Annotated in this window: 22 protein-coding genes; 8 read left to right on the forward strand and 14 right to left on the reverse strand. The window is 71.7% G+C overall.

What is annotated here, in order from left to right; translation table 11 throughout:
* Nucleotides 1–6: 6 nt before the first annotated feature.
* From efeU to K4B79_RS22060, 4 genes are all read right to left on the reverse strand, one after another.
* Entirely contained in the window at nucleotides 7–2,052 is a 2,046-nt protein-coding gene (gene efeU / locus K4B79_RS22045) for an iron uptake transporter permease EfeU (protein WP_232028564.1), read from the reverse strand.
* A 219-nt stretch (nucleotides 2,053–2,271) separates the two neighbouring features.
* Complete coding sequence (locus K4B79_RS22050; RefSeq protein ID WP_232028566.1) at nucleotides 2,272–3,153, reverse strand: metal ABC transporter permease; 882 nt, start codon at nucleotides 3,151–3,153, stop codon at nucleotides 2,272–2,274.
* Nucleotides 3,150–4,010 carry a metal ABC transporter ATP-binding protein gene (locus tag K4B79_RS22055; RefSeq protein WP_374208505.1) on the reverse strand — a complete coding sequence of 287 codons (861 nt, stop codon included), beginning with the start codon at nucleotides 4,008–4,010 and terminating at the stop codon, nucleotides 3,150–3,152. Before K4B79_RS22055 ends, K4B79_RS22050 begins: the two co-directional genes overlap by 4 nt.
* A 20-nt stretch (nucleotides 4,011–4,030) precedes the next feature.
* Nucleotides 4,031–4,966 (reverse strand): metal ABC transporter solute-binding protein, Zn/Mn family, encoded by a 936-nt coding sequence (locus K4B79_RS22060; protein ID WP_232028569.1) that lies wholly within the window; start codon nucleotides 4,964–4,966, stop codon nucleotides 4,031–4,033.
* A gap of 235 nt (nucleotides 4,967–5,201) precedes the next feature.
* On the opposite strand from K4B79_RS22060, the gene K4B79_RS22065 reads away from it, so the two are divergent.
* Together K4B79_RS22065 and K4B79_RS47860 are read left to right on the forward strand one after the other, a co-directional pair.
* Nucleotides 5,202–5,576, forward strand: a complete 375-nt coding sequence (locus K4B79_RS22065) for a hypothetical protein (protein ID WP_232028570.1) — start codon at nucleotides 5,202–5,204, stop codon at nucleotides 5,574–5,576.
* Between the two features lie 12 nt (nucleotides 5,577–5,588).
* Nucleotides 5,589–6,764: a CobW C-terminal domain-containing protein gene (locus K4B79_RS47860; protein WP_308280462.1), complete on the forward strand. Its 1,176-nt coding sequence runs from the start codon at nucleotides 5,589–5,591 to the stop codon at nucleotides 6,762–6,764.
* A gap of 48 nt (nucleotides 6,765–6,812) precedes the next feature.
* Here the strand turns inward: K4B79_RS47860 and K4B79_RS22075 are convergent, their stop codons facing one another.
* From K4B79_RS22075 to K4B79_RS22090, 4 genes are all read right to left on the reverse strand, one after another.
* Entirely contained in the window at nucleotides 6,813–7,133 is a 321-nt protein-coding gene (locus tag K4B79_RS22075; protein WP_232028573.1) for an ArsR/SmtB family transcription factor, read from the reverse strand.
* A 71-nt stretch (nucleotides 7,134–7,204) separates the two neighbouring features.
* Complete coding sequence (locus tag K4B79_RS22080; protein ID WP_232028575.1) at nucleotides 7,205–7,507, reverse strand: hypothetical protein; 303 nt, start codon at nucleotides 7,505–7,507, stop codon at nucleotides 7,205–7,207.
* Nucleotides 7,508–7,640: 133 nt separating this feature from the next.
* Nucleotides 7,641–8,075, reverse strand: a complete 435-nt coding sequence (locus K4B79_RS22085; RefSeq protein WP_232028577.1) for a Fur family transcriptional regulator — start codon at nucleotides 8,073–8,075, stop codon at nucleotides 7,641–7,643.
* Between the two features lie 119 nt (nucleotides 8,076–8,194).
* Nucleotides 8,195–9,958, reverse strand: a complete 1,764-nt coding sequence (locus tag K4B79_RS22090) for a helix-turn-helix domain-containing protein (RefSeq protein ID WP_232028579.1) — start codon at nucleotides 9,956–9,958, stop codon at nucleotides 8,195–8,197.
* A gap of 148 nt (nucleotides 9,959–10,106) precedes the next feature.
* Here K4B79_RS22090 and K4B79_RS22095 point away from each other — a divergent pair, with 148 nt between their 5' ends.
* From K4B79_RS22095 to K4B79_RS22115, 5 genes are all read left to right on the forward strand, one after another.
* Nucleotides 10,107–11,873 carry an FAD-dependent oxidoreductase gene (locus tag K4B79_RS22095; protein ID WP_232028580.1) on the forward strand — a complete coding sequence of 589 codons (1,767 nt, stop codon included), beginning with the start codon at nucleotides 10,107–10,109 and terminating at the stop codon, nucleotides 11,871–11,873.
* Nucleotides 11,874–11,898: 25 nt separating this feature from the next.
* Nucleotides 11,899–12,768 (forward strand): intradiol ring-cleavage dioxygenase, encoded by an 870-nt coding sequence (locus tag K4B79_RS22100; protein WP_232028582.1) that lies wholly within the window; start codon nucleotides 11,899–11,901, stop codon nucleotides 12,766–12,768.
* Nucleotides 12,765–13,844 carry a maleylacetate reductase gene (locus K4B79_RS22105; RefSeq protein WP_232028583.1) on the forward strand — a complete coding sequence of 360 codons (1,080 nt, stop codon included), beginning with the start codon at nucleotides 12,765–12,767 and terminating at the stop codon, nucleotides 13,842–13,844. Before K4B79_RS22100 ends, K4B79_RS22105 begins: the two co-directional genes overlap by 4 nt.
* Before the next feature lie 64 nt (nucleotides 13,845–13,908).
* A complete protein-coding gene (locus K4B79_RS22110) occupies nucleotides 13,909–14,820 on the forward strand; it encodes a YceI family protein (RefSeq protein WP_232028585.1) in 912 nt (303 codons plus the stop codon).
* A 49-nt stretch (nucleotides 14,821–14,869) separates the two neighbouring features.
* Complete coding sequence (locus K4B79_RS22115; RefSeq protein WP_232028586.1) at nucleotides 14,870–15,556, forward strand: class E sortase; 687 nt, start codon at nucleotides 14,870–14,872, stop codon at nucleotides 15,554–15,556.
* A 29-nt stretch (nucleotides 15,557–15,585) separates the two neighbouring features.
* On the opposite strand, the gene K4B79_RS22120 is transcribed toward K4B79_RS22115, so the two are convergent.
* The 6 genes from K4B79_RS22120 to K4B79_RS22145 are packed head-to-tail and all read right to left on the reverse strand — an operon-like array spanning nucleotide 15,586 to nucleotide 22,243.
* Nucleotides 15,586–16,608, reverse strand: a complete 1,023-nt coding sequence (locus K4B79_RS22120) for an ABC transporter ATP-binding protein (RefSeq protein WP_232028587.1) — start codon at nucleotides 16,606–16,608, stop codon at nucleotides 15,586–15,588.
* Nucleotides 16,605–17,630 (reverse strand): ABC transporter ATP-binding protein, encoded by a 1,026-nt coding sequence (locus K4B79_RS22125; protein ID WP_232028588.1) that lies wholly within the window; start codon nucleotides 17,628–17,630, stop codon nucleotides 16,605–16,607. The genes K4B79_RS22120 and K4B79_RS22125 overlap by 4 nt, the downstream gene beginning before the upstream one ends.
* A complete protein-coding gene (locus K4B79_RS22130) occupies nucleotides 17,623–18,591 on the reverse strand; it encodes an ABC transporter permease (protein ID WP_232028589.1) in 969 nt (322 codons plus the stop codon). Before K4B79_RS22130 ends, K4B79_RS22125 begins: the two co-directional genes overlap by 8 nt.
* Before the next feature lie 2 nt (nucleotides 18,592–18,593).
* Complete coding sequence (locus K4B79_RS22135; RefSeq protein WP_232028590.1) at nucleotides 18,594–19,610, reverse strand: ABC transporter permease; 1,017 nt, start codon at nucleotides 19,608–19,610, stop codon at nucleotides 18,594–18,596.
* Nucleotides 19,607–21,328 carry an ABC transporter substrate-binding protein gene (locus tag K4B79_RS22140; RefSeq protein WP_232028591.1) on the reverse strand — a complete coding sequence of 574 codons (1,722 nt, stop codon included), beginning with the start codon at nucleotides 21,326–21,328 and terminating at the stop codon, nucleotides 19,607–19,609. The genes K4B79_RS22135 and K4B79_RS22140 overlap by 4 nt, the downstream gene beginning before the upstream one ends.
* An 18-nt stretch (nucleotides 21,329–21,346) precedes the next feature.
* Complete coding sequence (locus K4B79_RS22145; RefSeq protein WP_232028592.1) at nucleotides 21,347–22,243, reverse strand: proline iminopeptidase-family hydrolase; 897 nt, start codon at nucleotides 22,241–22,243, stop codon at nucleotides 21,347–21,349.
* Nucleotides 22,244–22,540: 297 nt separating this feature from the next.
* Here K4B79_RS22145 and K4B79_RS22150 point away from each other — a divergent pair, with 297 nt between their 5' ends.
* Nucleotides 22,541–23,251 (forward strand): FadR/GntR family transcriptional regulator, encoded by a 711-nt coding sequence (locus tag K4B79_RS22150; protein ID WP_232028593.1) that lies wholly within the window; start codon nucleotides 22,541–22,543, stop codon nucleotides 23,249–23,251.
* The last annotated feature ends 18 nt before the right edge of the window (nucleotides 23,252–23,269 follow it).

Here is a 23,269-nt window from a genome sequence, read left to right on the forward strand (position 1 = left end):
CGTGCGTCACGCCGACTTGCGGATCTCCAACAGGTCCGGGATCGGGGCGAGTTCCTCCAGCAGCTGGCTCATGGAACCGTTCAGCCGCTGACGGGTGGCGGCGGGAAGCCTCTCGACCGGGGTCCAACTCCCCTCCGCCCGGCGGGCGGAGAGCACGGTCGCTTCCGTGCGCCGCAGCCAACCGTCCACATCGGTCAGGACCTCGGGGTCGCGTGCGGCGATCAACGGCCGCAGCAGACCGAGCAGTTCCCGGGTGCCCTTGATGTTGGCTTCGGCGGTGGCCAGGTTGGTGCCGCTGCCGTAGTCGGTGGCACCGGTCAACTCCTGCTGGAGGGTGGCCTCCAGGATCTCGTGGGTGCGCAGGGGCAGGTCGCCCGGGTCGAAGTCCTGGTGCGGGAAGTCCTTGCGCAGGGCGACCACGTCGGCGGTGAGCCGCCGGGCGACCGGGGTGAGGGAGGCCGCCGACTCGCCGTGCCACAGGCCGTACTCGATGCGGTGGAAGCCGGTGAAGCCCGGGTCCTTCAGCCCCAGGGGCAGTCCGGCCGTCCTTCCGTTGATCTTCGCGTCGAAGTCCCCGAAGGTGCCGTAGGCGGCGCCGAGCGCGGCGTACTCCTCGTGGGCGGGCAGCCAGTCCGCGCGGGCCCTGCCGAGCCTGCCGTCCTCGATGTCGCGCTGCAGGGTCACGGCCCTGCCCCGAAGCACGGCCAGGCCCTTCTGCACGTACGCGCGGTAGGAGGCCAGCGGTGCGGCTAGGTCCTTGTCGGTCACCGGCAGCACGGCCCGCTCCGCCGCGCCGCCGGAGACCCGCACGGCGGCCGAGGTGACCGCCTTGCCGCTGCTCGGCACACAGCGCCAGGCGTAGCTCCCGCCGCCGATCGTGGCGACCAGGGCGCGCGTGGTGCCGGGCGCGATGCCCTCGGCCTCGCCGTAGACGGCCGCCGTGGCCGGGTCGATCAGATACGCCTCGACCGTGCTGCCGCCGCCGTTGCGAACCTGGAAGGTCTGCTGTCCCGGCTTCGGCGTGCCGAATCCCTTGCCGCAGTCCGCGGTGGAGACGGCGATGGTGGCGGCGGAGGCGGGCTTGGCGTCGCCGACGCCCACCAGCACCCCCGCGAGCAGCGAGGGAATCGCGAGCGCGGCCACCGGCACGACCCAGGCGGGCATGCTCCGCCGGGCGGCCCGGACGGGACGCGGGGCGGTCGGCCCGGTGGCCACCGGTGCGGTCGTGCCGGCCCCGAGCACCCCGCGTACTCCGCGTAGGAACAGGGTCATCACCACGACGAGGTACGCGCCGTAGGCCACCACCTGAAGCCATGTCATCTGCGGCGTGAGGTTGAGCGTGCCGCTGAACAGGGTGGCGTACCAGGAGCCGGAGTCGATGCCGCCCGGCAGGTCGAAGGCGTACGCGGTGGCCCCCGGCAGGACACCGCCCTCCTGGAGGTCGCGCAGACCGTAGCCGAGGACGCCCGCCGCGATCACGATGAGCCCGGCACCGGTGAGGGTGAAGAACCGTGTCAGATTCAGGTGCAGCACCCGCCGGTACAGCCCCCAGCACACGGCGGCGGCCAGCACCAGCCCCGCACCCGCGCCGACCAGCGGTCCCACGGAGTCCCCGGCCGCCTGCCCCGTCGTCCACAGGAACAGGGCCGTCTCCAGCCCCTCGCGTCCGACGGCGAGGAACGAGGTGATGATCAGCACGCCCGCGCCTGTGCCCAGGGCGGCGGTGACCTTCTCCCGGATCTCGCCGGAGAGGCTGCGCGCCGAGCGCCGCATCCAGAACACCATCGCGGTGACGAAGGCGACCGCGACCACGCTGAGCGCACCACCGAACGCCTCCTGGGCCTGCCCGGACAGTCCGGCCGACGTGAACGTCAGCACGGCCCCGAACCCCATCGACACACCTATGGCGGCCAGCACCCCGGTCCACACGTGCGGCAGGCGCGAACGGTGGCCGGAGCGGACGAGGGTGGCGACCAGAACGGAAACGATCAGGCCGGCTTCCAGGCCCTCACGCAGGCCGATCAGGAAGCTCGGGAGCGCGTTGTCCCACACCGGGAACTCCTCTCGGGCACGCCCGGCACGAGCACGTTCCGGCCGGGGCGCGCTGAGTGTAGGCAAACCTAACCAGGCGTGGCGACGGCACACCGGGCGCACTGCATGACCCCCGGACCCTCCGAACCGCTCAAAAGACCTGTTCAGGCGGGGAGTTGGGGGAGGAGTAAGAGTCGGGTGGGAAGCCGTGACGTACTGTGCATATCTACGCAATGAGACTCAGGCGGGCAGCGTGTTCACCCTCGCCGCACCCCATCGCCGGGTGCGCCGGGCGCCCGCGAGGCGGCAGACGCCGTAGATGGCGAACGACACGGTCGTGACGTAGGGGCTGATGGGAATGCTGCTGCCCAGGGCGAGCAGGATGCCGCCCTCGATCGCGACGACCGCGAAGACCACGCTCAGCAGGGGCAGCAGGACCGGCGAGGCGGTGACCCGGGCGGCGGCCGCGGCGGGGGTGACGACCAGGCTGAGGACCAGCAGGGCCCCGACGGCCTGCACCGACAGCGCGACCGCCAGACCGAGCACGAGCATGAAGGCGAACGACAGCGACCGCACCGGCACCCCGCGGGCCTCGGCGACGTCCGGATCGGCGCTGGCGAAGGACAGCGGCCGCCACATGACCGCCAGGGCGACCAGGACCACCGCGGCGGTGCCGAGCAGCCAGGTCGTCTGCGGGGTGTCGACGGCGACGATCTGCCCGGTGAGCAGGCCGAACTTGTTGGCCGCGCGGCCCTTGTAGAGGGCGAGGAAGAGTACACCGAGTCCGAGGCCGAACGGCATCAGAATGCCGATGGCCGAGTTGCGTTCCCGGGCCCGCACCCCCAGCACCCCGATCGCTCCCGCCGCGAGCAGTGACCCGGCGATCGAGCCCGCCACCACGTTCACGTCCAGCAGCAGCGCCGCCGACGCGCCCGCGAAGGACAGCTCGCTGATGCCGTGCACCGCGAACGGCAGGTCGCGCATGATGACGAAGACCCCGGCCAGACCGCCGACCAGGCCGAGCGCGGCACCGGCGATCAGGGAGTTGCGGACCAGCGTCAGCAGTTCGCCGTAGTTGTCGAAGCTGAAGATCTGCTGCCAGACCCCGTCGGCGAGCGTCATGGGCGCACTCCGTCCGTCTCGTGGGCCGCGGGGGCCGGTTCGTTCGGGTGATGCGGTGGGCCGCCCGAGTCGTCGTTGGCTCCGACGACCACGATCCGGTCGCGCACATGGATCACGTCGACCTGCGTGCCGTACAGCTCGGACAGGGACGCCGACGTCAGCACCTCCTGCGGCGGGCCGACCCGGTGGCCGCCCGGGGCCAGGTACAGCACCCGGTCCACCAGGCCGAGCACCGGGTTGATCTCGTGGGTCACGAAGACGACCGCCGTGGCATGGGAGCGGCGGCGGGCGTCGACCAGTTCCGTGACGGCACGCTGGTGGTTGAGGTCGAGGGAGAGCAACGGCTCGTCGCACAGCAGGATCCGCGGGTCGGTGGCCAGGGCCTGTCCGATCCGTACGCGCTGCCGCTCGCCGCCGGACAGCATGCCGAGCGGGACGTCGGCGTACGCCGAGGCCCCCACCGAGGCGAGGATCTCGTCCACCCGGCGGCGCACGGCCCGGCCGCCGGTCCGCGGTCCGAAGCGGTGCCCGTCGATCCCGAAGCGCACGAGATCGCGGGCACGCAGCATCGCCTGCGCGGACAACTCCGCCTGCTGCGGCACGTATCCGATGTGCCGGGCGGCCTCGCGGGGCGTCCGGCCGAGCACGGTCAGCGAACCGGCCGACAGCGGCTGCCGACCCAGCAGGGCCCGCACGAAGCTGGTCTTGCCCGCGCCGTTCGGCCCGAGCACCGCCAGGAACTCCCCGGGCCGCACGTCGAGTTCGAGGTCGCGCCACACCTCCCGCGGGCCGTACGACAGGGCGGCACCGCGCAGGCTGACGACCGGCTCGGCGCTCTCCTGTCGGGCCCGGGGCACGGCGGCCGTGACCGGCCGGCTCACTTGTCCAGCGCGCCCGCGAGCGCGTCGACGTTGTCGGTCATCCAGCCGAGGTAGTCCTTGCCCTGGGGCAGGGTCTCGGTCACCGGTACGACGGGGATGCCGGCCGCCTTGGCCGCCGCCTCGGACTTCTCGGTCTGCGGGCCGGAGGTCTGCGCGTTGTACACCAGCGCCTTGACCTGCTTGGCGGAGAACAGGGCGAGCGTGGCCTGGAGGACCTTGGGGGAGACGTCGTCGCCCTCCTCGATGGCCTCGCTGAACGCGGCGGGCGTCTTGTCCACCAGACCGCTCGCGTCGAGCATGTACAGCGGCACCGGCTCGGTGATGGCCACGCCCTCCCCGCCGTGCTCCTTCTTGATCTGCGCCTCCTTCGCCTCCAGCGGCTTCAGCTTCGCCTTGAAGGCCTCGGCGTTCTTGGTGAAGGTGGCGGCGGAGCCCGGGTCGGCCTTGCCCAGGGCGGCGGCGATGCTGTCGGTGACCTTGGCGACGGTGGGGAAGTCGTACCAGACGTGCTCGTTGAGCTCGCCGCCCTTCGGGGCGGTCTTGCCGGACACCTTGACGGCGTTGATGACCTCGGCGGAGGAGTTGCTGCTCTTCAGCATGCGGTCGACGAAGTCGTCGTAGCCGCCGCCGTTCTCGATGACGACCTTCGCCTTGGACAGGGCCAACTGGTTCTGGGTGTTGGCCTCGTAGGAGTGCGGGTCCTGGTCGGGGTCGCTGATGATCGACGTGACGCTGACCTTGTCGCCGCCTATCTGCTCGGTGATGTCGCCGTAGACGTTGGTCGAGGCCACCACGGCGACCTGGGACGAGGCGGCGGGCTGGTGGGAGCCGCTGGTGTCACTGCCGGAGTCCGACGAGCTGGAGCAGCCTGCCAGGAAGGCGAGGGAGGCGCCGGTGATCAGGGCGAGGCGCCGGGACGAGGGCGTGGGCATGGTTCCTCCACGACAGGCGTGAACAGGGATGTTCGCGAGGGATACGGGGATATGGGCCGGTCCGCGTCGACCGGGCGCGCTCAGGCTAGATGAAAACGAATGTCAGAACTGCGTTCGTACCCGTTTGATGTGCCGATCATTGCCAAGACTTGACGCGTCGATCTGCGCCCTCGGGATGGCGGACTCGTGTGCTATAAAAATGGGAACCATTTTCAATAGCAGGGAAGGTGCGGACATGAGCGATGCCGCGGACGGCCGTCGGGGGCGTCCTTTCACCCTTGTCACCTGCGCCTCCTGCGACGCCCCGCACGAGGTGATGGACGGGCTGCGGCACGCGGTCCGCGCCTGCCCCCACGGGGTCATGGTCTCCACCGGCTGCCTGGCACGCGTACTGCACTGCCGACGCGAGCACGGCCTGTACGCCGCCGTGCAGCCCTGCGCCGCGGACCGCAGGCCCACCGGGGCGGTCGTCCGCCTCGGCCCGCTCCGCACCGACGCCGACGCCGCGGCCGTCGGAGTCTGGCTGCGGGCCGGCATGCCGGACGACGGGACCCTGCCCGACCGCCTGCGCGCGGCGCCCGCCCCGCGGCACGTCGCCCACCTCAACTGAAGGGGCGTCCGCGTGCCCAAGGCCCTGTTGAGCGTGGCGCTCGGCGACACACCGGCCGTCCGGGGCACGGTGGTCGACCGGTTGCTACGGCTGTCCCCGCGCCCGGTGCTGCTGGCCGTGACGATCGAGGCGCGGGACGAGGGGTATCCGGTCGTCCAGCGTTTCCTGTCGGGCGCCGGAACGGCGGTGGGGGAGACCTGCCTGAGCGCCACGGGCGACCCCGTGGTCGTCCTCCGCCAGGACCTGTTCCACCTGCGCCGCCGTGGCGCGGAGCACGTCGTCCTCGCCCTGCCCGAGGACGTCGACGCCCTGCCCTTCCTGGTCGAACTGTGGCGTGCCCGGGTGGCGAGCGGATCCCTCGGGGACCACTTCGCGGCGGCCCCGGTGGTGGTCGGCGTGGACCCGGCGTCCTTCGCCGTCGACATCGGCTGCGTCCACCGGGGTGTACGGCTGTGGAGCGGGGGTGAGCGCGGTGAACCCCTGACGCCGGCCGAGGTCGCCGTCCGACGGGTGGAGGCGGCGGACGCCCTGGTCGTCCCCTCCCCGGCGGGCGGCGCGGACACCGGGCGGACGTCGGAGGCCGTCGCCTTGGCCGCGCATCTCAACGCGCATGCGCGCCTCGTGACCGTCGGCCCGGACGACGCACTGCCCGACACCCTCGCCGGGCCGCTGCCTTCGCAGGCGGAGGAGCGGTGGCGAGCGCGGTTGGAGGCGGTGGCGGTTCCCCGCGCACGAACCGGCGTCGACGGCGGGGTGACATCGGTGCTGTGGCGGGCCCGCCGACCGCTGCATCCCGAGCGGCTGGCGGACGCCCTGCCCGAGGTGATGTGGCGGGTCGTGCGCGGCACCGGTCATCTGTGGCTGTGCAGCCGGCCGGAGTCCGTCGTGACCTGGCGCTCGGCCGGGAGCCACCTGGAGTTGAAGGAGGCGGGCCGCTGGCTGGAGGCGGCGGACGCGCACGCCTGGAAGGCCGCGTCGCCTCAACGGCGCACGCTGGCCTCCTGGTTCTGGGACGACTGCTTCGGCGAACGCCGCAACGAGATCACCCTCACCGGTCCCGGCCTCGACCCCGAGGCGATCCACCGCGCCCTGGACGCGGCCCTGCTCACCGACGCGGAACTGTCCCTCGGCCGGGAGGGCTGGACGGCGGTCCCGGATCCGCTGCTCGGCGACGTCGGCCTGCGCTGAACGGCCCGCCGGGAGGCCCGGCGCCCGCCGCGCCGCAACGGTGCCGGGCTACTCCTGTGCGTGCCGGATGGCGTCCAGCACGATGTGGGCGATGTGCTCGTCGATGAGGCAGTACTGGATCTCACGGGCCTGCCGACGGGTCGTCACGATGCGGGAGTTGCGCAGGACCCGGAGGTGCTGGGAGACCAGCGGCTGGCTCACTCCGAGGGCGTCGACCAGTTCGTGGACGTACTTTCCGCCCTCGGACAGTTCCCGCACGATGCCGAGGCGGACCGGGGAGGCCAGCGCCTTGAGCAGGTCGCTGGCGGCCTCCAGGGCGCGTATCGGCTCGTCCGTCGCGGGCGGCGGGGGAGGGGAAGTCGGCGTCACATGCACATATTAGCAAGTGACAATGATTTCCGATCAGGGATGCCGTCGCCGGACGGGAGAGGGGCCGCGGCTCAGTGGTCGTCCCAGTGGCCCTCGTGCGCGGCGTGCCGGTGGCCGTCGTGCACGTAGTCGACGTGGTCCTCGTGCGGCACGGCGACGTGGCCGCAGCCCTCGCCGTGCTGGTGGTCGTGGCTCTCGTGGGCGACATGGCCGGCGGGGGCGCACTCGTCGACGTGGTCCTCGTGCACCCGGTGGACGTGGCCGTCGTGGGCGAAGTCGGTGTGGTCGCCGTGCGGGATGGCGACGTGGCCGCAGCCCACACCATGGGTGTGCGTGTGGCTGTCGTGGGTGCGGTGCTCGGTGGCGGTGGTCATGACGTGCTCCTGGTGGTGCGACATGGGCGCCTGCGGCTGGTGTCCCGCAGACCGTGCATAGCGACATTAACATATAGCGATCTGCGCATGTGTCACGTAGGGGTGCCCGAGTGGGAGTGCCCTCTCGGTGGGCTCAGTGGACGTGGTCCCAGGCGTACGGCGGCTCCTCCTCGCCGTCCCCGCCGGCATGGCAGTCGGAGCACAGGCCGGTGAGCTCGACGGTGTGCCGCACCGCCGCGAACCCGGTGTCGGCGGCGATCCGGTCGGCCCACTCCTCGACGACCCCGGACTCCACCGGCAGGCTGTGGCCGCAGTCGCGGCAGATCAGGTAGTGGCGGTGGCCGTCCGTGGGGCGGCGCCGATAGAGCCGCCCGGCCGCCTCGTCGCGCACGACGTCCACCCCGCCGTCGGCCTCCAGCTCGCGCAGGGCGCGGTAGACGGTGGTCAGCCCGATCGAGTGGGCCTCGGCGACCAGAAGCGCGTGCAACTCCTGGGCCGACACGAAGTCCTGGCAGCCCGCGAGAACGCGCAGCACCGCCCTCCGCTGCCGGGTCGTCCGGCCGCTCACGGCAGATCACCCCCATCGTGTTCGCCGCTCCGGTATGCCGAACACCGTAAATGACAATGACATCCATGTCCATGTAGCGCCGGGTTGTGGCGGGATCACGCCGGGCGGAGGCGTGCGGGTCAGCCGCGGTAGCCGCGCAGCTTCCGGTACAGCGTCGCGCGGGCGATGCCCAGGGCTGCCGCCGTGCGGGCCTTGTTGCCGCCGTGCAGGCGCAGGGTCTCCAGGATCGTGGCGCGCTCGGCGTGCTCCATCGGACTGAGGGGGCGGGTCGCGGGGCCCTCGCGCACGGGGTCGGGTAGTTCGGCGCGCCGGACGGGGCCGGTGACGCGCCGGTTCTCGGCCAACGCCCGGACCAGATGGGCGAGTTCGGTGACATTGCCGGGCCACGGGTGCTCCTCCAGGGCACGCAGGGCGTCCAGCGTCCAGGTGAGCGGGGGCTGCCCGGGTGCGGGGTGCGGGGTCAGTGCCGCGGCCAACTCCCGCAGGTCGTCCGGGCGTTCGCGGAGGGACGGCAGGGTGACCGTGCGGGCCCCCAGGGTGTCCAGGAGGCGCTGCAGGCACGGACCCGGCGACGCTCCGGGGGTGTAGGTGGCCAGCAGGGGCACGCCCGGATGCGTGTCGAGCAGGGAGTTGAGCGTCGCCGTGTCCTGGGGTGCCAGCCGCTCGGCGTGACGGATGAGGAGGGGGCGACCGGAGACCAACTCGTCGAGACAGGCGGGGAGTTCGCCTTCCGCGGCATCGAAGGTCCTCGGGTTCGCGACCAGCTCGCGGGCGAGCGATGTCTTCCCGGTGCCGCGCTCCCCGACGAGGAGCAGCGGCTCGGGGCACCTCGCCAGCTCCACCGCCCGAGCGACCGCGTGGCGCCAGGGCACCGAGTGTCCGGCCAGCCCCACGTCGGTCCGCGCGGCCGGGGCCGGCGCCGCGTGGCCGACCGGTTCCAGTACGGCGACGGCACCGATGACCGAGCCCAGGTGCGGGACCGGGGTGAGGACCGCGTCGCACCCCGTGCCGTCCGGAAGGCGGAGGTGGTGTGAGGCGGAAGTGGCTGGCGCGGGGGCCGGTGCCGTCGGCCCGTCGGCGGGGTGGGCCGCCTCCGGTTCCGTTCCGAGGCGCAGGGCCAGCGCGCCCCGCTCCAGCGCCTCCAGCCCCTCCGGCGACAGCAGGCGCTCCGCCGCCTCGCTGACGAACCGGTTGCGTCCGTCGAGCGCGACGACCGCGCTCCCGGGCTGTCCGGCGGCCCGCAGATACGCGTCCAGCAGCACCCGTTCCGCCGTCCGTGACCGGGAGAGGAGTTCCGTCTCGACGGCGATCGCCGCGGCCTCGGCGAGCGGTGCGCCGGGATGCGGCCCGCACCCGGCGCGGAGGGCGGAGGCCACCGTCACGGTGCCCAGCATCCGGCCGGTCTCCAGTGCCCGCAGCGGCACACTGACCGCGGAGACGTCCTGCCACAGGTCGAGGAAGTGCTCGGGGCCGTGCACCTCGGCGCGTCGGCCGGTCCGCAGCGCGAGGGCCGCGCTGTTGTGGCCGACCAGGTGCTCGGAGAGGTCCCGGAGGCCGTCCGACGCGAGCCCGGTCGCCCACAGGATCCGCAGCCGCTCGTCGGTGAGCACCAGCGCCGGTCGCCCCGTACTTAGGGTGGGGGCGATCCGTTCCAGCACCGGGCGGGCCGCTGCCAGCAGAGGGGACGCGGAAGACCGTACGCGGGAAGCGGGGGAGGGATCCGTCACGTCGTGCCGTACGCCGAAGAAGCGGGCGCGCCTCCAGGCGGCGGCGATGTCCTCGGGGATCTCGTCCGGCAGTTGCCGCCCTGTCAGGAACAGCGTGCGGGCCCTGCGCAGCGAGGCGAGGGTGGGGCGGGCCGGGGGATGCTCTGCGGTGGTCACGACGCCGTTCACCCTACGGGAGCGGTTTAACGCGCAACAACCTCTGGCGCGAGCGGCGCGGTGTCTCAAACTGAGACACCCGTGATCGCGCGCCGCTCTACATGATCTTGGAAGGTCGGCCTCATTTCTCATTCCCTGGAGCGTTACCGTGCACACCGTCGAGCCCGATGTCGTGACCGACGTACTGATCGTCGGCAGCGGCCCCGCCGGCGCCTCCGCCGCGCTCGCCCTGAGCACCTACGGCGTCCCGAACATCGTCGTCACCCGCTACGCGAGCCTCGCCGACACGCCCCGGGCGCACATCACCAACCAGCGCACCATGGAAGTGCTGCGTGACCTGGGCGTCGAGCAGGAGGTCGTCGCGAAGGCCACACCCCAGCATCTGATGGGCAACACGACGTTCTGCACCAGCCTCGCCGGCGAGGAACTCGGCCGGGTCCGCTCCTGGGGCAACGACCCGCTCGTGCAGGCCGCGCACGACCTCGCCAGCCCCACCCGCATGTGCGACATGCCCCAGCACCTCATGGAACCCGTGCTCATCGACGCGGCGGTCGCGCGCGGTACGCGGTTGCGCTTCAGCACCGTCTACAAGTCCTTCGTCCAGGACGCTTTCGGTGTGACGGTCACCGTCGAGGACCGGCTGCGTGGCGACGAGTACACCATCCGCGCCAAGTACCTCATCGGCGCCGACGGCGGCCGTTCGCAGGTCGCCGAGGACGCCGGGCTGCCGATGGGCGGCCAGATGGGCGTGGCCGGCAGCATCAACATCGTCTTCGACGCGGACCTGAGCAAGTACACCGCGCACCGGCCCTCCACCCTCTACTGGGTACTCGCCCCGGGTGCCACCGTCGGTGGTATCGGCGCCGGCCTGGTGCGCTGCGTCCGGCCCTGGAACGAGTGGCTGATCGTGTGGGGCTACGACGTGAGCGCCGGCGCCCCCGACCTGACCACCGAGTACGCCGAGTCGATCGTCCGCCAGCTGGTCGGCGACGACGAGATCCCGGTGACCATCAAGTCGTCCTCGGCCTGGACGGTCAACGAGATGTACGCCGAGACCTACTCCAACGGCCGCGTCTTCTGCGCCGGAGACGCCACGCACCGCCACCCGCCGTCCAACGGCCTCGGCTCCAACACCTCCATCCAGGACTCCTACAACCTGGCCTGGAAGCTCAAGCTCGTCCTCGACGGCACCGCCTCCCCGAAGCTGCTGGACACCTACACCGCCGAACGCGCCCCGATCGGCAAGCAGATCGTCACCCGCGCCAACAAGTCCATCGGCGAGACCGCGCCGATCTTCGAGGCGCTCGACGGACTCTCCCCGCAGACCCCCGAGCAGCTGTGGGCCAACATCGCCGCCCGCAAGGAGGACACCGAGGCGGCCCAGAAGCAGCGGGCGAGACTGCGCGAGGCGATCGCGTTCAAGGTGTACGAGTTCAACGCGCACGGCGTCGACCTCAACCAGCGCTATTCCCCCGAGAGCTCCGCCGCGATCGTTCCCGACGACACCGACGACCCCGGTTTCGACCGCGACCCCGAGCTGTACCACCAGCCCACCTCCCGCCCCGGCGCCAAGCTCCCGCACGCCTGGATCACCTCGGGCACCCGCACCCTGTCCACGCTCGACACGGTCGGACAGGGCCGCTTCACCCTGCTCACCGGCATCGGCGGCGCCGACTGGGTGCGGGCCGCCGAGGCCCAGGACCTTCGGATCGCCACCGTCGTCATCGGACCCGGCCAGGAGTACGAGGACCCCTACGGCGACTGGGCGCGGCTGAGCGAGGTCGCCGACGGCGGAGCGCTCCTGGTGCGGCCGGACGGGTACGTCGCCTTCCGGCACGCCACCGCGGCCACGTCCGCCGAGCACGCCGAGCGGTTGCTGACCGGGGCCGTGCGGCGGATCCTCGGGCATGCCTGAACAGCTCCGGGAGCAGGAGAGTGGGATGACCACAGAGTTCACCACGCGCATCACCGAGGCCGTCGTCGACAGCTTCGAGGACACCGCCGACCCCCGGCTGCGCGAGCTGCTCGCCGCCCTCACCCGCCATCTGCACGCCTTCGTCCGCGAGACGGAGCCGACCATGGCGGAGTGGGAGCGGGCGATCGCCTTCCTTACGGCGACCGGGCAGACCTGCACGGACACCCGGCAGGAGTTCGTCCTGCTGTCGGACGTGCTCGGCGTCTCGATGCTCGTGGAGACGATCAACAGCGACGAGCGCGGCGGAGTGACCGAGTCGACCGTGCTCGGCCCCTTCCACATGACCGAGTCCCCGGTCCGCGAACTCGGCGCCGACATCGACCTGGTCGGCGGCGGCGAGCCGTGCGTGATCAGCGGGCGGGTGCTGGCCCGGGACGGCACCCCGCTGCCCGGCGCGGTCCTCGACGTCTGGCAGGCGAACGACCAGGGGTACTACGACGTCCAGCAGCCCGAGGTCCAGCCGCCCGGGAACGGGCGCGGGCTGTTCACCACCGACGGCGAGGGCCGCTTCTGGTTCCGCACCTGCGTGCCCAGCCCCTACCCGATCCCCACCGACGGACCCGTCGGCGACCTCCTGCGCGCGACCGGCCGGCACCCCTACCGCCCGGCCCACATCCACTTCATCGCCTCGGCCGCCGGGCACACCCCGGTCACCACGCACATCTTCGTGGCCGGCAGCGACCACCTCGACTCGGACGCCGTGTTCGCGGTCAAGGAAAGCCTCGTCAAGGACTTCACCGAGACCGACGACCCCTCCCTGGCACGGGAGTTCGGCATCCCGAACCCGTTCCGGCACGCCCGCTTCGATCTCGTGCTCAACCCGGAGGGTTCATGAGGGAGTTCACGGACTTCAGCTACGAGGCCCAGCCCATGCGGGTCGTCCTGCGGCCCGGTGCCGCCGTCACCGCCACCCCGGACGAGGCCCGACGGCTCGGTCTGCGCCGCCTGTTGGTGGTCAGCGGGCCGCGCGGCGCCGACACGGCCGGGACGGTCGCGGACGCCCTCGGTGACGCCTGCGCGGGGCTGCACACCGAGGCCCGTATGCACGTGCCCGCCGAGGTCGCCCGGCGGGCCGTGGAGGTGGCGCGCGCCGCGGGCGCCGACGGCTGCGTGGCCGTCGGCGGCGGCTCCGCCATCGGCCTCGGCAAGGCGATCGCGCTGCGCACCGGCCTGCCGCTGATCGCCGTGCCGTCGACGTACTCCGGCTCCGAGATGACCCCCGTCTGGGGCCTGACCGAGGACGGCGCCAAACGCACCGGCCGCGACCGGTCGGTCCTGCCCCGCAGCGTCGTCTACGACCCCGAGCTCACCCTCTCGCTCCCGGTGGCCCTCTCGGTGACCAGCGGCGTCAACGCGATCGCGCACGCTGCCGAGGCCCTGTACGCGCCGGACGCCTCGCCGCTGGTCTCGCTGATGGCGGAGGAAGGCGTACGGGCGATGGCCAGGGCGCTGCCCCAGGTGGCCGACGCGCCGGAGTCCCTGGACGCCCGCGGCCGTGCCCTGTACGGGGCCTGGCTGTGCGGTGCCGCGCTGGGCGCGACCACCATGGGACTGCACCACAAGCTGTGCCATGTCCTCGGCGGCACCTTCGGCCTGCCGCACGCCGAGACCCACACCGTGGTCCTGCCGTACGCCCTCGCCCACAACGCGCCCGCCGCACCCGAGGCCATGACCGCGCTCGGCCGTGCCCTCGGCACCGACGACGCCCCGCACGCCCTGTGGGAGCTCTCCGGCCGCCTCGGCGCACCCCGCTCCCTGGCCGGCCTCGGCCTGAAGGAGACCGACCTGGTGGTGGCGGCCCGCGAGGCGACCGGACAGGCGTACGCCAACCCGCGGGAGATCACCGCGGACGGTGTCCTGGGCGTCCTGAGAGCGGCGTACGCGGGCGAGCGACCGCGAACGAATCCCTGACCCGTCAGAACCGCACATCGCATATCGACAAGAACCGCACATCACATATCGAAAGGTGAACACCATGCCCCTCGGACTGCTCCGGCGGCGACGCAACAACGCCTCCGGAGGCGCCGCGGGCCTCACGCTTCCCCTCCCGGCCGGCGCGGGTGTCGTCGTCCGCGAGGTCATGGACCCGGTGAACCAGCCCTTGGGCGGCGCCGACGTGACGGTGACCGCACTCCACAGCCACCAGGTCGCCGCCCGTGGCACGACCGACCCGTACGGCCTGTTCATGGCCGTCCTGCCGCCGGGCAGCTACAGCGTGCTCGTCATCGCGCAGGGACTGGAACCCCATCGCGAGACCGTCGAGGTCGTCGCCGACGCGGGCGTCGCCGCACAGCGGGTGTGGCTCCAGCCGGGCCGCCAGGCCGAACTCCCGGTGCCCGGCACCTGGCTCTTCGACCCGCCCCACACGGCGATCCGGTTCATCGCCAAGCACGTCGGCATGGCCCATGTGCACGGCCGTTTCGAACGGTTCGAGGGCGGCATCCAGGTCACCCCGGACATCTCCGAGTCCCGCGTCCACGTCCGCATCGACGCGTCGAGCATCACCACCGGCAACAACACCCGGGACACCCATCTGCGGTCCGCGGACTTCCTCGACGTCGAGAACTTCCCCTACATCGACTTCCGGAGCACCCGCTTCGCCTTCAAGGGCGGCAACAAGTGGACCTTGCAGGGCACCCTGACCATGCACGGCGTGAGCCGCTCGGTCGCCCTGGACACGACCTACCTGGGCATGGTCAACGGCGGCTACGGCGAGGAACTGCGCTGCGCCGCCCTCGCCAAGGCGGAGCTGCACCGCGAGGACTACACCCTCAACTGGCGGTCCATGCTGGCCCGCGGGATCGCGGTGGTCGGTCCCACGGTCCAGCTGGAGCTGGACGTCCAGGCGATGTACCGCACGCACGACACGCCGACCCCGCCGGAGTAGCAGCGGGGACGGGAACGCCGGTCCGGCTCCGGGCGTTCTTCCCAGTGCCATGTCCCGTCACCGCGCTCTTCCCGTCCTAGTCCTGGGCGTCGCCGCGCTCCTCGGCTGCTCCACCGAAGGCCCGGCGACCGCTCCGAGCAGCGCGGCCGCGCCTCCCGAGGCGACCCCTTCGCGTACGCCCGCCCCGGCCCCGCCCCCGACATCGGTGCCGCCGACCCCGCGTGAGACCCCCGCCCGGATCCGGACCGCCTCGCTCACCATCCCGGCGATCGGTGTCACCGGCCTGCGCGTGGTCCCGTACGAGGGGACGACGGACGACTGGCCGGGCACCCGCATCCAGAACCGCGGCGACGCCGCCAGCCCCTACGGCGAGCGGGGCGGCGTCGGCCCCGGCGACATCGGCAACTACCTCGTCACGGCCCACCGCCTGTCCGCCGGCGGCCCCCTGCGCCGGCTCCCGGAGCTGGACGAGGGCGACCGGATCCTCGTGACGGCGGGCGGCACCCGCTACGAGTACGTCGTCACGCAGACCAGGGAGACGTCCTTCCGCTCCCCGCGCTCGCTGGCCGAGCAGCGGGCGGCGGTCCCGGGGTTCCCCGGCCGGAACCCCACCCGGGCCATGATCACCGTCTCCACCTGTCTGACCCCGGAGGACAACGCGGCAGGCAACTTCTGGCGCGACGACCGGGGCAACCCCGAACACCGCATGGACAAGATCGGCGTGCTGGTCTCCTAGCCGCTCCGCTCAAGAGGCCGGCGGATCGGTCAGGGGACCAGCGGATAGTGACAGGCGGTGCTGCGGCCGGAGTCCGTCGCCGTGAGCCGCGGGCGTTCCACCGCACAGCGCTCGCGCGCGTACGGGCAGCGGGTACGGAACGGACAGCCCGTCGGTCTGTCCACGGGGCTGGGAACCTCCCCCGTGAGCACGACGCGTTCCCGGTGTGCCGTGGTCGCCGCGGCGCCGCCGTCGTCGATGTCCGGGACCGCGGACAGCAGCGCCTGGGTGTAGGGATGGGCCGGTGAGGCGTACAGGGCCTCCGTCTCGGCGAGTTCGACGATCTCCCCCAGGTACATGACGGCGATACGGTCCGAGACATGCCGTACCACCCCCAGGTCGTGGGCGATGAAGACATAGGTGAGCGCGAACTCCTCCTGGAGATCGGCGAAGAGGTTGAGCACCTGGGCCTGGATCGACACGTCGAGGGCCGACACCGGCTCGTCGGCGACGATCAGCTTCGGGGCGGTGGCCAGGGCCCGGGCGATGCCGATGCGCTGGCGCTGTCCGCCGGAGAACTCGTGCGGATAGCGCTCCAGATGTGCCGCGGCCAGTCCTACGACGTCGAAGAGCTCGGCGACCCTGCGACGCACCGCGGCCCGGTCGCCGTAGCGGTGCACGAGCAGCGGCTCGGCCACGATGTCCCCGGCGCGGCGGCGGGGGTTGAGGGAGGCCTGCGGATCCTGGAAGACCAGTTGCATACCGGGTCGGACGGGGCGCAGTCGGCGGTTGGACAGGGTGCTGATGTCCTGTCCGTCGAACTCGACCCGGCCGCCGGTGAGGTCGGTGAGCCGGACCAGGCAGCGGCCGAGGGTGGACTTGCCGCAGCCCGACTCGCCCACCACGCCGAGGGTCTCCCCGGTGCGCACCTCCAGGGAGACGCCGTCCACCGCGTGCAGCACCCGGCGGGGGCGGGAGAGCGGGTAGTGCTTGGTGACGTCCGTGGCCTTGAGCAGCACGGTGCCGTTCTTCGGTGGCTGCCGCAGCGCCACCGCGTCGTCCTGTTCCGTCATGAGGTGGCCTCCGTTCGTTCCCCGGCCTCGAACCGCAGACCCGTACGGTCGTCGGGCGGCAGCCAACAGGCGTCCAGGTGCGTGGGATCGCCGTCGCCGGCGGTCAGTGCGGGGCGCTCCGCGCACTGTTCGTGACGCAGCCGGCAGCGTGGCGCGAAGGCGCACCCCTCGGGGATCGCCCCCGGTGCGACGGGCATCCCCGCGATGGTGGGCAGCCGCCGCAGCCGGGGACCGCCCACTCGGGGCACCGAGTCGAGCAGGCCCCAGGTGTAAGGGTGCCGGGGCCCGTGGAACACGGCCCGCCGCGGGCCCTGTTCGGCCGCCCGGCCGCCGTACATGACCAGGACCCGGTCGGCGATCTGCGAGACCACGCCCATGTCGTGCGTGATGAGCACCATCGCCGAGCCGCGCGCGTTGAGCTCCCGCATCAGATCGAGGATCTGCGCCTGCACGGTCACGTCGAGCGCGGTGGTCGGCTCGTCGGCGATCAGCAGCGCGGGGCCGCACGAGAGAGCCATCGCGATGACCGCGCGCTGCCGCATACCGCCGGAGAACTCGTGCGGGTAGGCGTGGACCCGCGAGACGGCGTCGGGGATGCCGACGTCCGACAGCAGCCGCACGGCACGGGCCCGCGCCTCCCTTCGGGAGACCCGCGTGTGCGCCCGGATCTGCTCGGCGATCTGCCAGCCCACCGTGTAGACGGGGGTCAGCGCCGTCATCGGGTCCTGGAAGACCATCGCGATCTCCCGGCCGCGCACCGCCCGCATCTCCTTGTCGGGCAGGGCGAGCAGGTCGCGGCCGCGGAAGAGGACCTGACCGGACACCATGACGTCGGGGTGGGTCAGCAGCCGCAGCACGGCCAGCATCGACACGCTCTTGCCGGAGCCGGACTCGCCCACCACGCCCAGGACCTCACCGGGTGCCACGGAGAAGGAGAGTCCGTCCACGGCGGTGACGGGGCCTCGGCGGGTGCGGAAGCGCACGCTCAAGTCGCGTACGTCCAGCAGGGGTTGGTCAGGCATGGCGGGCCCTCGGGTCGAGTCGGGCGTACAGGATGTCCACCAGGGCGTTGGCGAGGACCACGAAGAACGCCGCGTACAGGACGGTCCCCATGATCACGGGCAGGTCGAGGTTCTGGAGGGCGTCGAAGGTGAGCTTGCCGATGCCGGGCAGCCCGAAGACCACCTCGGTCAGCAGCGCGGCCCCGCCCACCAGCGCGCCGAAGTCCAGGCCGAACAACGACACGATCGGGATGAGCGAGCAGCGCAGCGCGTGCCGCAGCAGGATCCGCCGCTCGGACAGGCCCTTGGCCCGTGCCGTGCGGACGTAGTCCTCACCGAGCGCGGTGACCACCTCGCCGCGCAGCAGCCGGGCGTAGATCCCGGCGTACAGCAGGGCCAGCGTCAGCCAGGGGAAGAGCAGGTGCAGTGCCCACTGGCCCGGGCCCGCGCTCAGGTCGGCGTATCCCGGCGGTGGCACCCAGGAGAAGAGTGAGTCGTGCAGCTGCTTCTGGGTGAGGAGGTTGACGACCTCGCCGAGCCAGTAGGCCGGCAGCGACACGCCCACCACGCCGACCAGCATGATCAGCGGGTCGGCGGCCCTGCCGCGCAGGGTGGCCGCCGCCGTGCCCATGAGGATGCCGGCCGTCATCCAGATCAGGGCCGCGCCGATGACCAGGGACAGGGTGACCGGGGTGGCCTGCACGATCTGCGGGATGACCCGGGAGCCGCGGTTGACGAACGACTCCAGGTCCCGGTCGATCAGCAGGTGACGCATCATCAGCAGGTAGCGGACGGGCATCGGGCGGTCCAGGCCGAAGGAGTGCCGCACCTGGGCGAGGGTGGCCGGATCGGCGTTGCGGCCCGCGATACGTGCCGCCGGATCGGCCCCCGGAGTGGCGAAGAAGATCAGGAAGACCAGAACACTGATCGAGAACATCACCAGGAGGGCGGACGCGAACCGTCTGAGGGTGAAATACAGCATGGTCACACCCCTCCGCGCAGCCGGGCGCCCGGGTCGAGCGTGTCGCGCACCCCGTCGCCGAGGACGTTCAGCGCGGCCGTGGTCAGGGCGATCAGCAGACCGGGGGCGACGGTCACGGCGGGGCGGGTGTAGAGCAGCCCCAGACCGTCCTGGATGATCGTCCCCCAGCTGGCGTCGGGCGGCTGCACACCGACGGACAGGAAGGACAGGGCCGACTCGGTGAGCATGGCCAGCGCGGTCATCAGCGGCACGAAGACGATCGCGGTGGGCACGACGTTCGGCAGGACCTCGCGGCGCAGGATGCGCGGGGTGGCCGCGCCGGAGCCGACGGCCGCCTGGATGTACTCCTTGTTCCGCAGCACCAGCACCTGGCCGCGCAACGGGCGGGCGATGTACGGCACATAGATCGCCGCGATGATCGTCACGGGCAGCCAGAGACTGCCCGCGTCCACACGCAGCGGACCGAGCCTGAGCCCGTCGGTGAGCAGGACCACCGACAGACAGATGGCCAGCAGGTAGACCGGGAACGCCCAGATCACGTCCAGGATCCGGGAGATGACGGCGTCCACGACCCCGCCCGCGTAACCGGCGACCACTCCCACGGCCGTCCCCAGGACGCAGGTCAGCAGGGCCGCCGTGACCCCGATGAACAGGCTCGTGCGCCCGCCGTACAGCAGCCGGGCCATGACGTCGCGGCCCTGGTTGTCGGCGCCGAGGAAGTAGTGGGCGGGATCCCAGGTCGGGCCGATCGGGGTGACCCCGAGGCCGAGGCCGGTGCTGCTCGGGGTGAGCACCGGTACGGTCCTGCCGTCGACGACCGTGGTGCCGGAGACATGGGACTGGAACGGGTCGGTGTGGGCGATGTGATCCGCGTACAGCGGGGCGCACAGGCTCGCCAGCACGACGAACAACAGCACCGCGGCCGCGGCCATCGCCGGCCGGTTGCGCAGCAGGTCGGCGGCGGCGGTCCGCCAGGGGCCCGGCGGGCGCCGGGTCCCTGGCGTCGGGGCGGACGTCACTTCACCCACAGCTGCCCGACCAGCATGTAGAACTGCTTGCTGAACTGGTAGTTGCCGACCCGCGTCGACGTGAAGTCGATCATCTTCGGGTTGATCAGCGGGACGACCGGGGACTCGGCCATGATGTCCTGGTCGAGGGCGCCCCACTGCTTGTTCGCGGCCGCGGGGTCGGTCTGCATGGTCGTCAGCGCGGTCCGCATCCTGGCGTCGACGCCCTTGTCGCAGAACCCGGAGATGTTGATGCTGGAGTCGCTGCCGGGGCGGAACGAGGCGCAGGACAGCAGCACGTTGAGGAAGTCCGAGGCCGCCGGATAGTCCTGGTACCAGGACGTCAGCGCCAGCTGCACCTTGTTCTTGGTGTTCTGGATGTAGGTGAACTGGATGTTCCCCGACAGTGGTTTGAGTGTCGCCTTGTAGCCGAGTTGGGTGAGCAGGCTCTGCAGGTACTGTCCGATCGACTTGTTGACGTCGTCGTCCTGGACGACGATCCCGACCTCCTGCCCCGCGGTGCCGGACCGCTTCACCAGTTCCTTGGCCTTGGCGAGGTCCGCCGCCTTCCAGGTGGTGCCGCCGCCCTTGGTGTAGGCGCACTCGTCGACGTGCCCGGGGAAGCCCGGCGGCAGGATCGTGCACGCGGGAGAGGCGAGGTTGGTCCCGCCGTAGAGCCGGACCACGGCCGACCGGTCGACGGCCCAGTTGATCGCCTGGCGCGCCAGCTTGTTGTCGAAGGGCGCCATGTTGACGTTCAGGGTCGCGTACCAGAACGCCGTCAGCGGGTTCACATGTGCCTGGGAGGCGTACTTGGTGCCGATCTCGTCCAGGCGGTCGGCGGGCGGGGCGTCGTACATCCAGTCCGCCTGGCCGTTCTCGACGGCGGTCACCTCGGACTCGACGGTCTGGCCGAAGGTGTAGTCGATGGCGTCGGGGTAGCCCTGGGGCTGGGCCTCGCGCGACCACTCCTTGAAGTGCGGGTTGCGCACCAGCTTCAGGGCCCGGTTCGGGTCGTAGGAGGCGGCCATGTACGGGCCGGTCGTCGGCAGCGGCTTGGTGCCGGAGTCCTTCGCCGGCGAGTCCTTCGGTACGACACTGGCGTGCGGGACGGCCAGTTTGTACGCGAACTCCGGGTCCGGGGCGGTGAGGTTGACGGTGACCGTGTTCGCCCCGGCGTCGCCGGTCACGCCCTTGGGCAGGGTGCAGGACGCCGGCTTCTTCAGACAGGCGTCGGCTCCGACGATGCCGTTGTAGAAGGTGCCCGCGGTGGGGCTGGAGACCTTGAAGACGCGCTCGAAGGACGCCACCACGTCATCGGTGGTCAGGGCCTTGCCGTTGGAGAAGGTGATGCCCTTGCGCAGGGTGAAGGTGTAGGTCCTGCCGCCGTTGGTCACCTTCGGCATCGCCGCGGCCAGGTCGGGGACGACGGTGAACGACCGGTCGCCGCCCACCTTCTTGAACGCGAGCAGCCCGTCGTACATCGACTGGTACAACTGCCAGTACTGGAGCGTGTAGTTGACCTGCGGGTCGAGGCTGCCGGCGGCCGCGTGGGCGACGAGCTTGAGGGTGCCGCCCTTGTGCTGCGGCTGGAAGGCGGAGGAACCGGAGCCGGAGGAGGACGCGCTCGGATCCGAGGAGGAGCCCGAATCGGAGGACGAACAGCCGGCGGTGAGGGTGAGGGCGACGGTGGCGGCGGCCAGCGCGCCCCGTCTCGCGAAGAGGGGCATGGCGGGGAACTCCCGGGATCAGTCGGTGGAGTCGAGGAACTCGCCGACGACCCGGAGGAAGAGCTCCTCCTCCTCGACGTGCGGCATGTGGCTGGAGTGCTCGAACATGTGCCAGCGCACGTCGGGGATGCGGTCGGCGAAGGGGCGGACGGTCTCGGGAGTCGCCTCGTCGTACCGTCCGGACACCAGCAGGGTGGGCGCCTCGACCAGGTGCAGCCGGTCGATGACGGACCAGTTCTTGAGCGTGCCGACGACATGGAACTCGTTGGGGCCGTTCATCGTGTGGTACACGGTCGGATCGGCCTCGATGTTGGCCCAAGTGGCCTGTACCTCGGGCGGGTTGGGTGTCAGTCGGCAGACATGGCGCTCGTTGAAGACCTGTTCGGCCGCCCGGTAGTCGGGGTGGTCCGTGGTCCCGGCCGCCTCGTGGGCGAGCAGGGTCTCCTGGACGTCCGCGGGAAGGCCGGCGCGCAGTTCGGCGGCCGCCCTGAGCCACAGCTCCATCGACGCGGGGGAGTCGGCGATGACCAGCCCGCGCAGCCCCGGCGGCCTGCGCACGGCGTGCTCGGCGGCGAGCATGCCACCCCAGGACTGGCCGAGGAGGTGGTAGGCGTCGGCGATGCCCAAGGTCTTGAGCAGGTGGTCGAGTTCGTCCAGGAAGAGCTGGACGGTCCAGAAGTCCGCGCCCTTGTCGGGCAGATGGGTGGACAGCCCGGTGCCGAGCTGGTCGTAGTGCACCACCGGGCGGCCCTGTTCGGCGATGCCAGCGATGCTCAGGGTGTAGTCGTGGCCGGCACCGGGACCGCCGTGCAGGACCACCAGCGGTGTTCTGCCCGGTTCGCCGGTGATCCGGTACCAGGTGGACCAGCCGTTGAAGTCGACGGTTCCGGTGTGGTTCGGTTCGGGGATCGCCACGGGGAAGCCTCCCGGAGCGGCTGGGAACAGCCGGCCGATGTCTGAAACTGGATGGGTGTGACGGATGGATGAGATGGTGAAGGGGAAAAAGGTCAGCGCACAAGACCTTTTGGTGAGGTCGGCGCAAGACGTAACGGCGCGTTCACGTGGCCCCCGCTCGTTTACCGCAGCGGCATGTGAAGGGGAGGACAACTGACATCCGTACCTGAGGCACCCGAACCGGGGGACGAGTTCTCACGCGTACTCGACCGTGTTCTCCTCGGCGGCACCGCGTCGCCGTCGCTGCACCCGGTGCGCGTGGCCTCGGCCGTGGACGAGGTCTCCGACCGGCTGCTCACCGCGATCGCCGTCGGGGACTTCCTGCCGGGCGAACGGCTGCCCACCGAACGCGAGCTCACCGGGCTGCTGCGGGTGAGCCGCCCCACCGTGCGCGAGGCCGTCGGGCGTCTGCAGGCCCTGGGTGTCATCGACATCCGCCGGGGCCGCAACGGCGGAGCCTTCGTCCGCGACAGCTGGAGCGAGTCCTCCGCGGCCGCCGTACGCCGTACGCTGCTGCCCCGCAGGGCGGAGTTCGAGCAGCTCTTCGACCTGCGCGGACTGGTGGAGGGCATGGTGGCCGCGACGGCCGCCCGGCGCCGCCGGCCCGAGGACCTCGAACCGATGCGCGAGGCCCTGGCCGCGCATCTCAGCGCGAGCACGCCCCGCGAGGAGCAGGCCGCCGACAGCGCGTTCCACGAGGCCGTCTGCGCGGCCACGCACAACCCGCAGATCGCCCGGCTGAGCCGAGATCTGCTGTCCCGGATCAGCCTCGGCTTCCCGATCGAGCCCTGGGGCAAGGGCGAGCGGTCCCACCACCACCGCGCCGGAGAGGGCCACACGGCCCTGTACGAGGCCGTCGCGGCGGGCGAGCCCGAGCGCGCGGAGGAGATCGCACGGTCTCACTTCATGATCAGCGCCGAGATGATCCGCGAGGTGCTGGCCCGGGTCCAGGGGGAGGAGACGCCCTGAGGATCTCCCACCGGCAGC

Source organism: Streptomyces lincolnensis (assembly GCF_021173675.1).
In the GTDB taxonomy this organism is placed as follows: Bacteria; Actinomycetota; Actinomycetes; order Streptomycetales; family Streptomycetaceae; genus Streptomyces; species Streptomyces lincolnensis_B.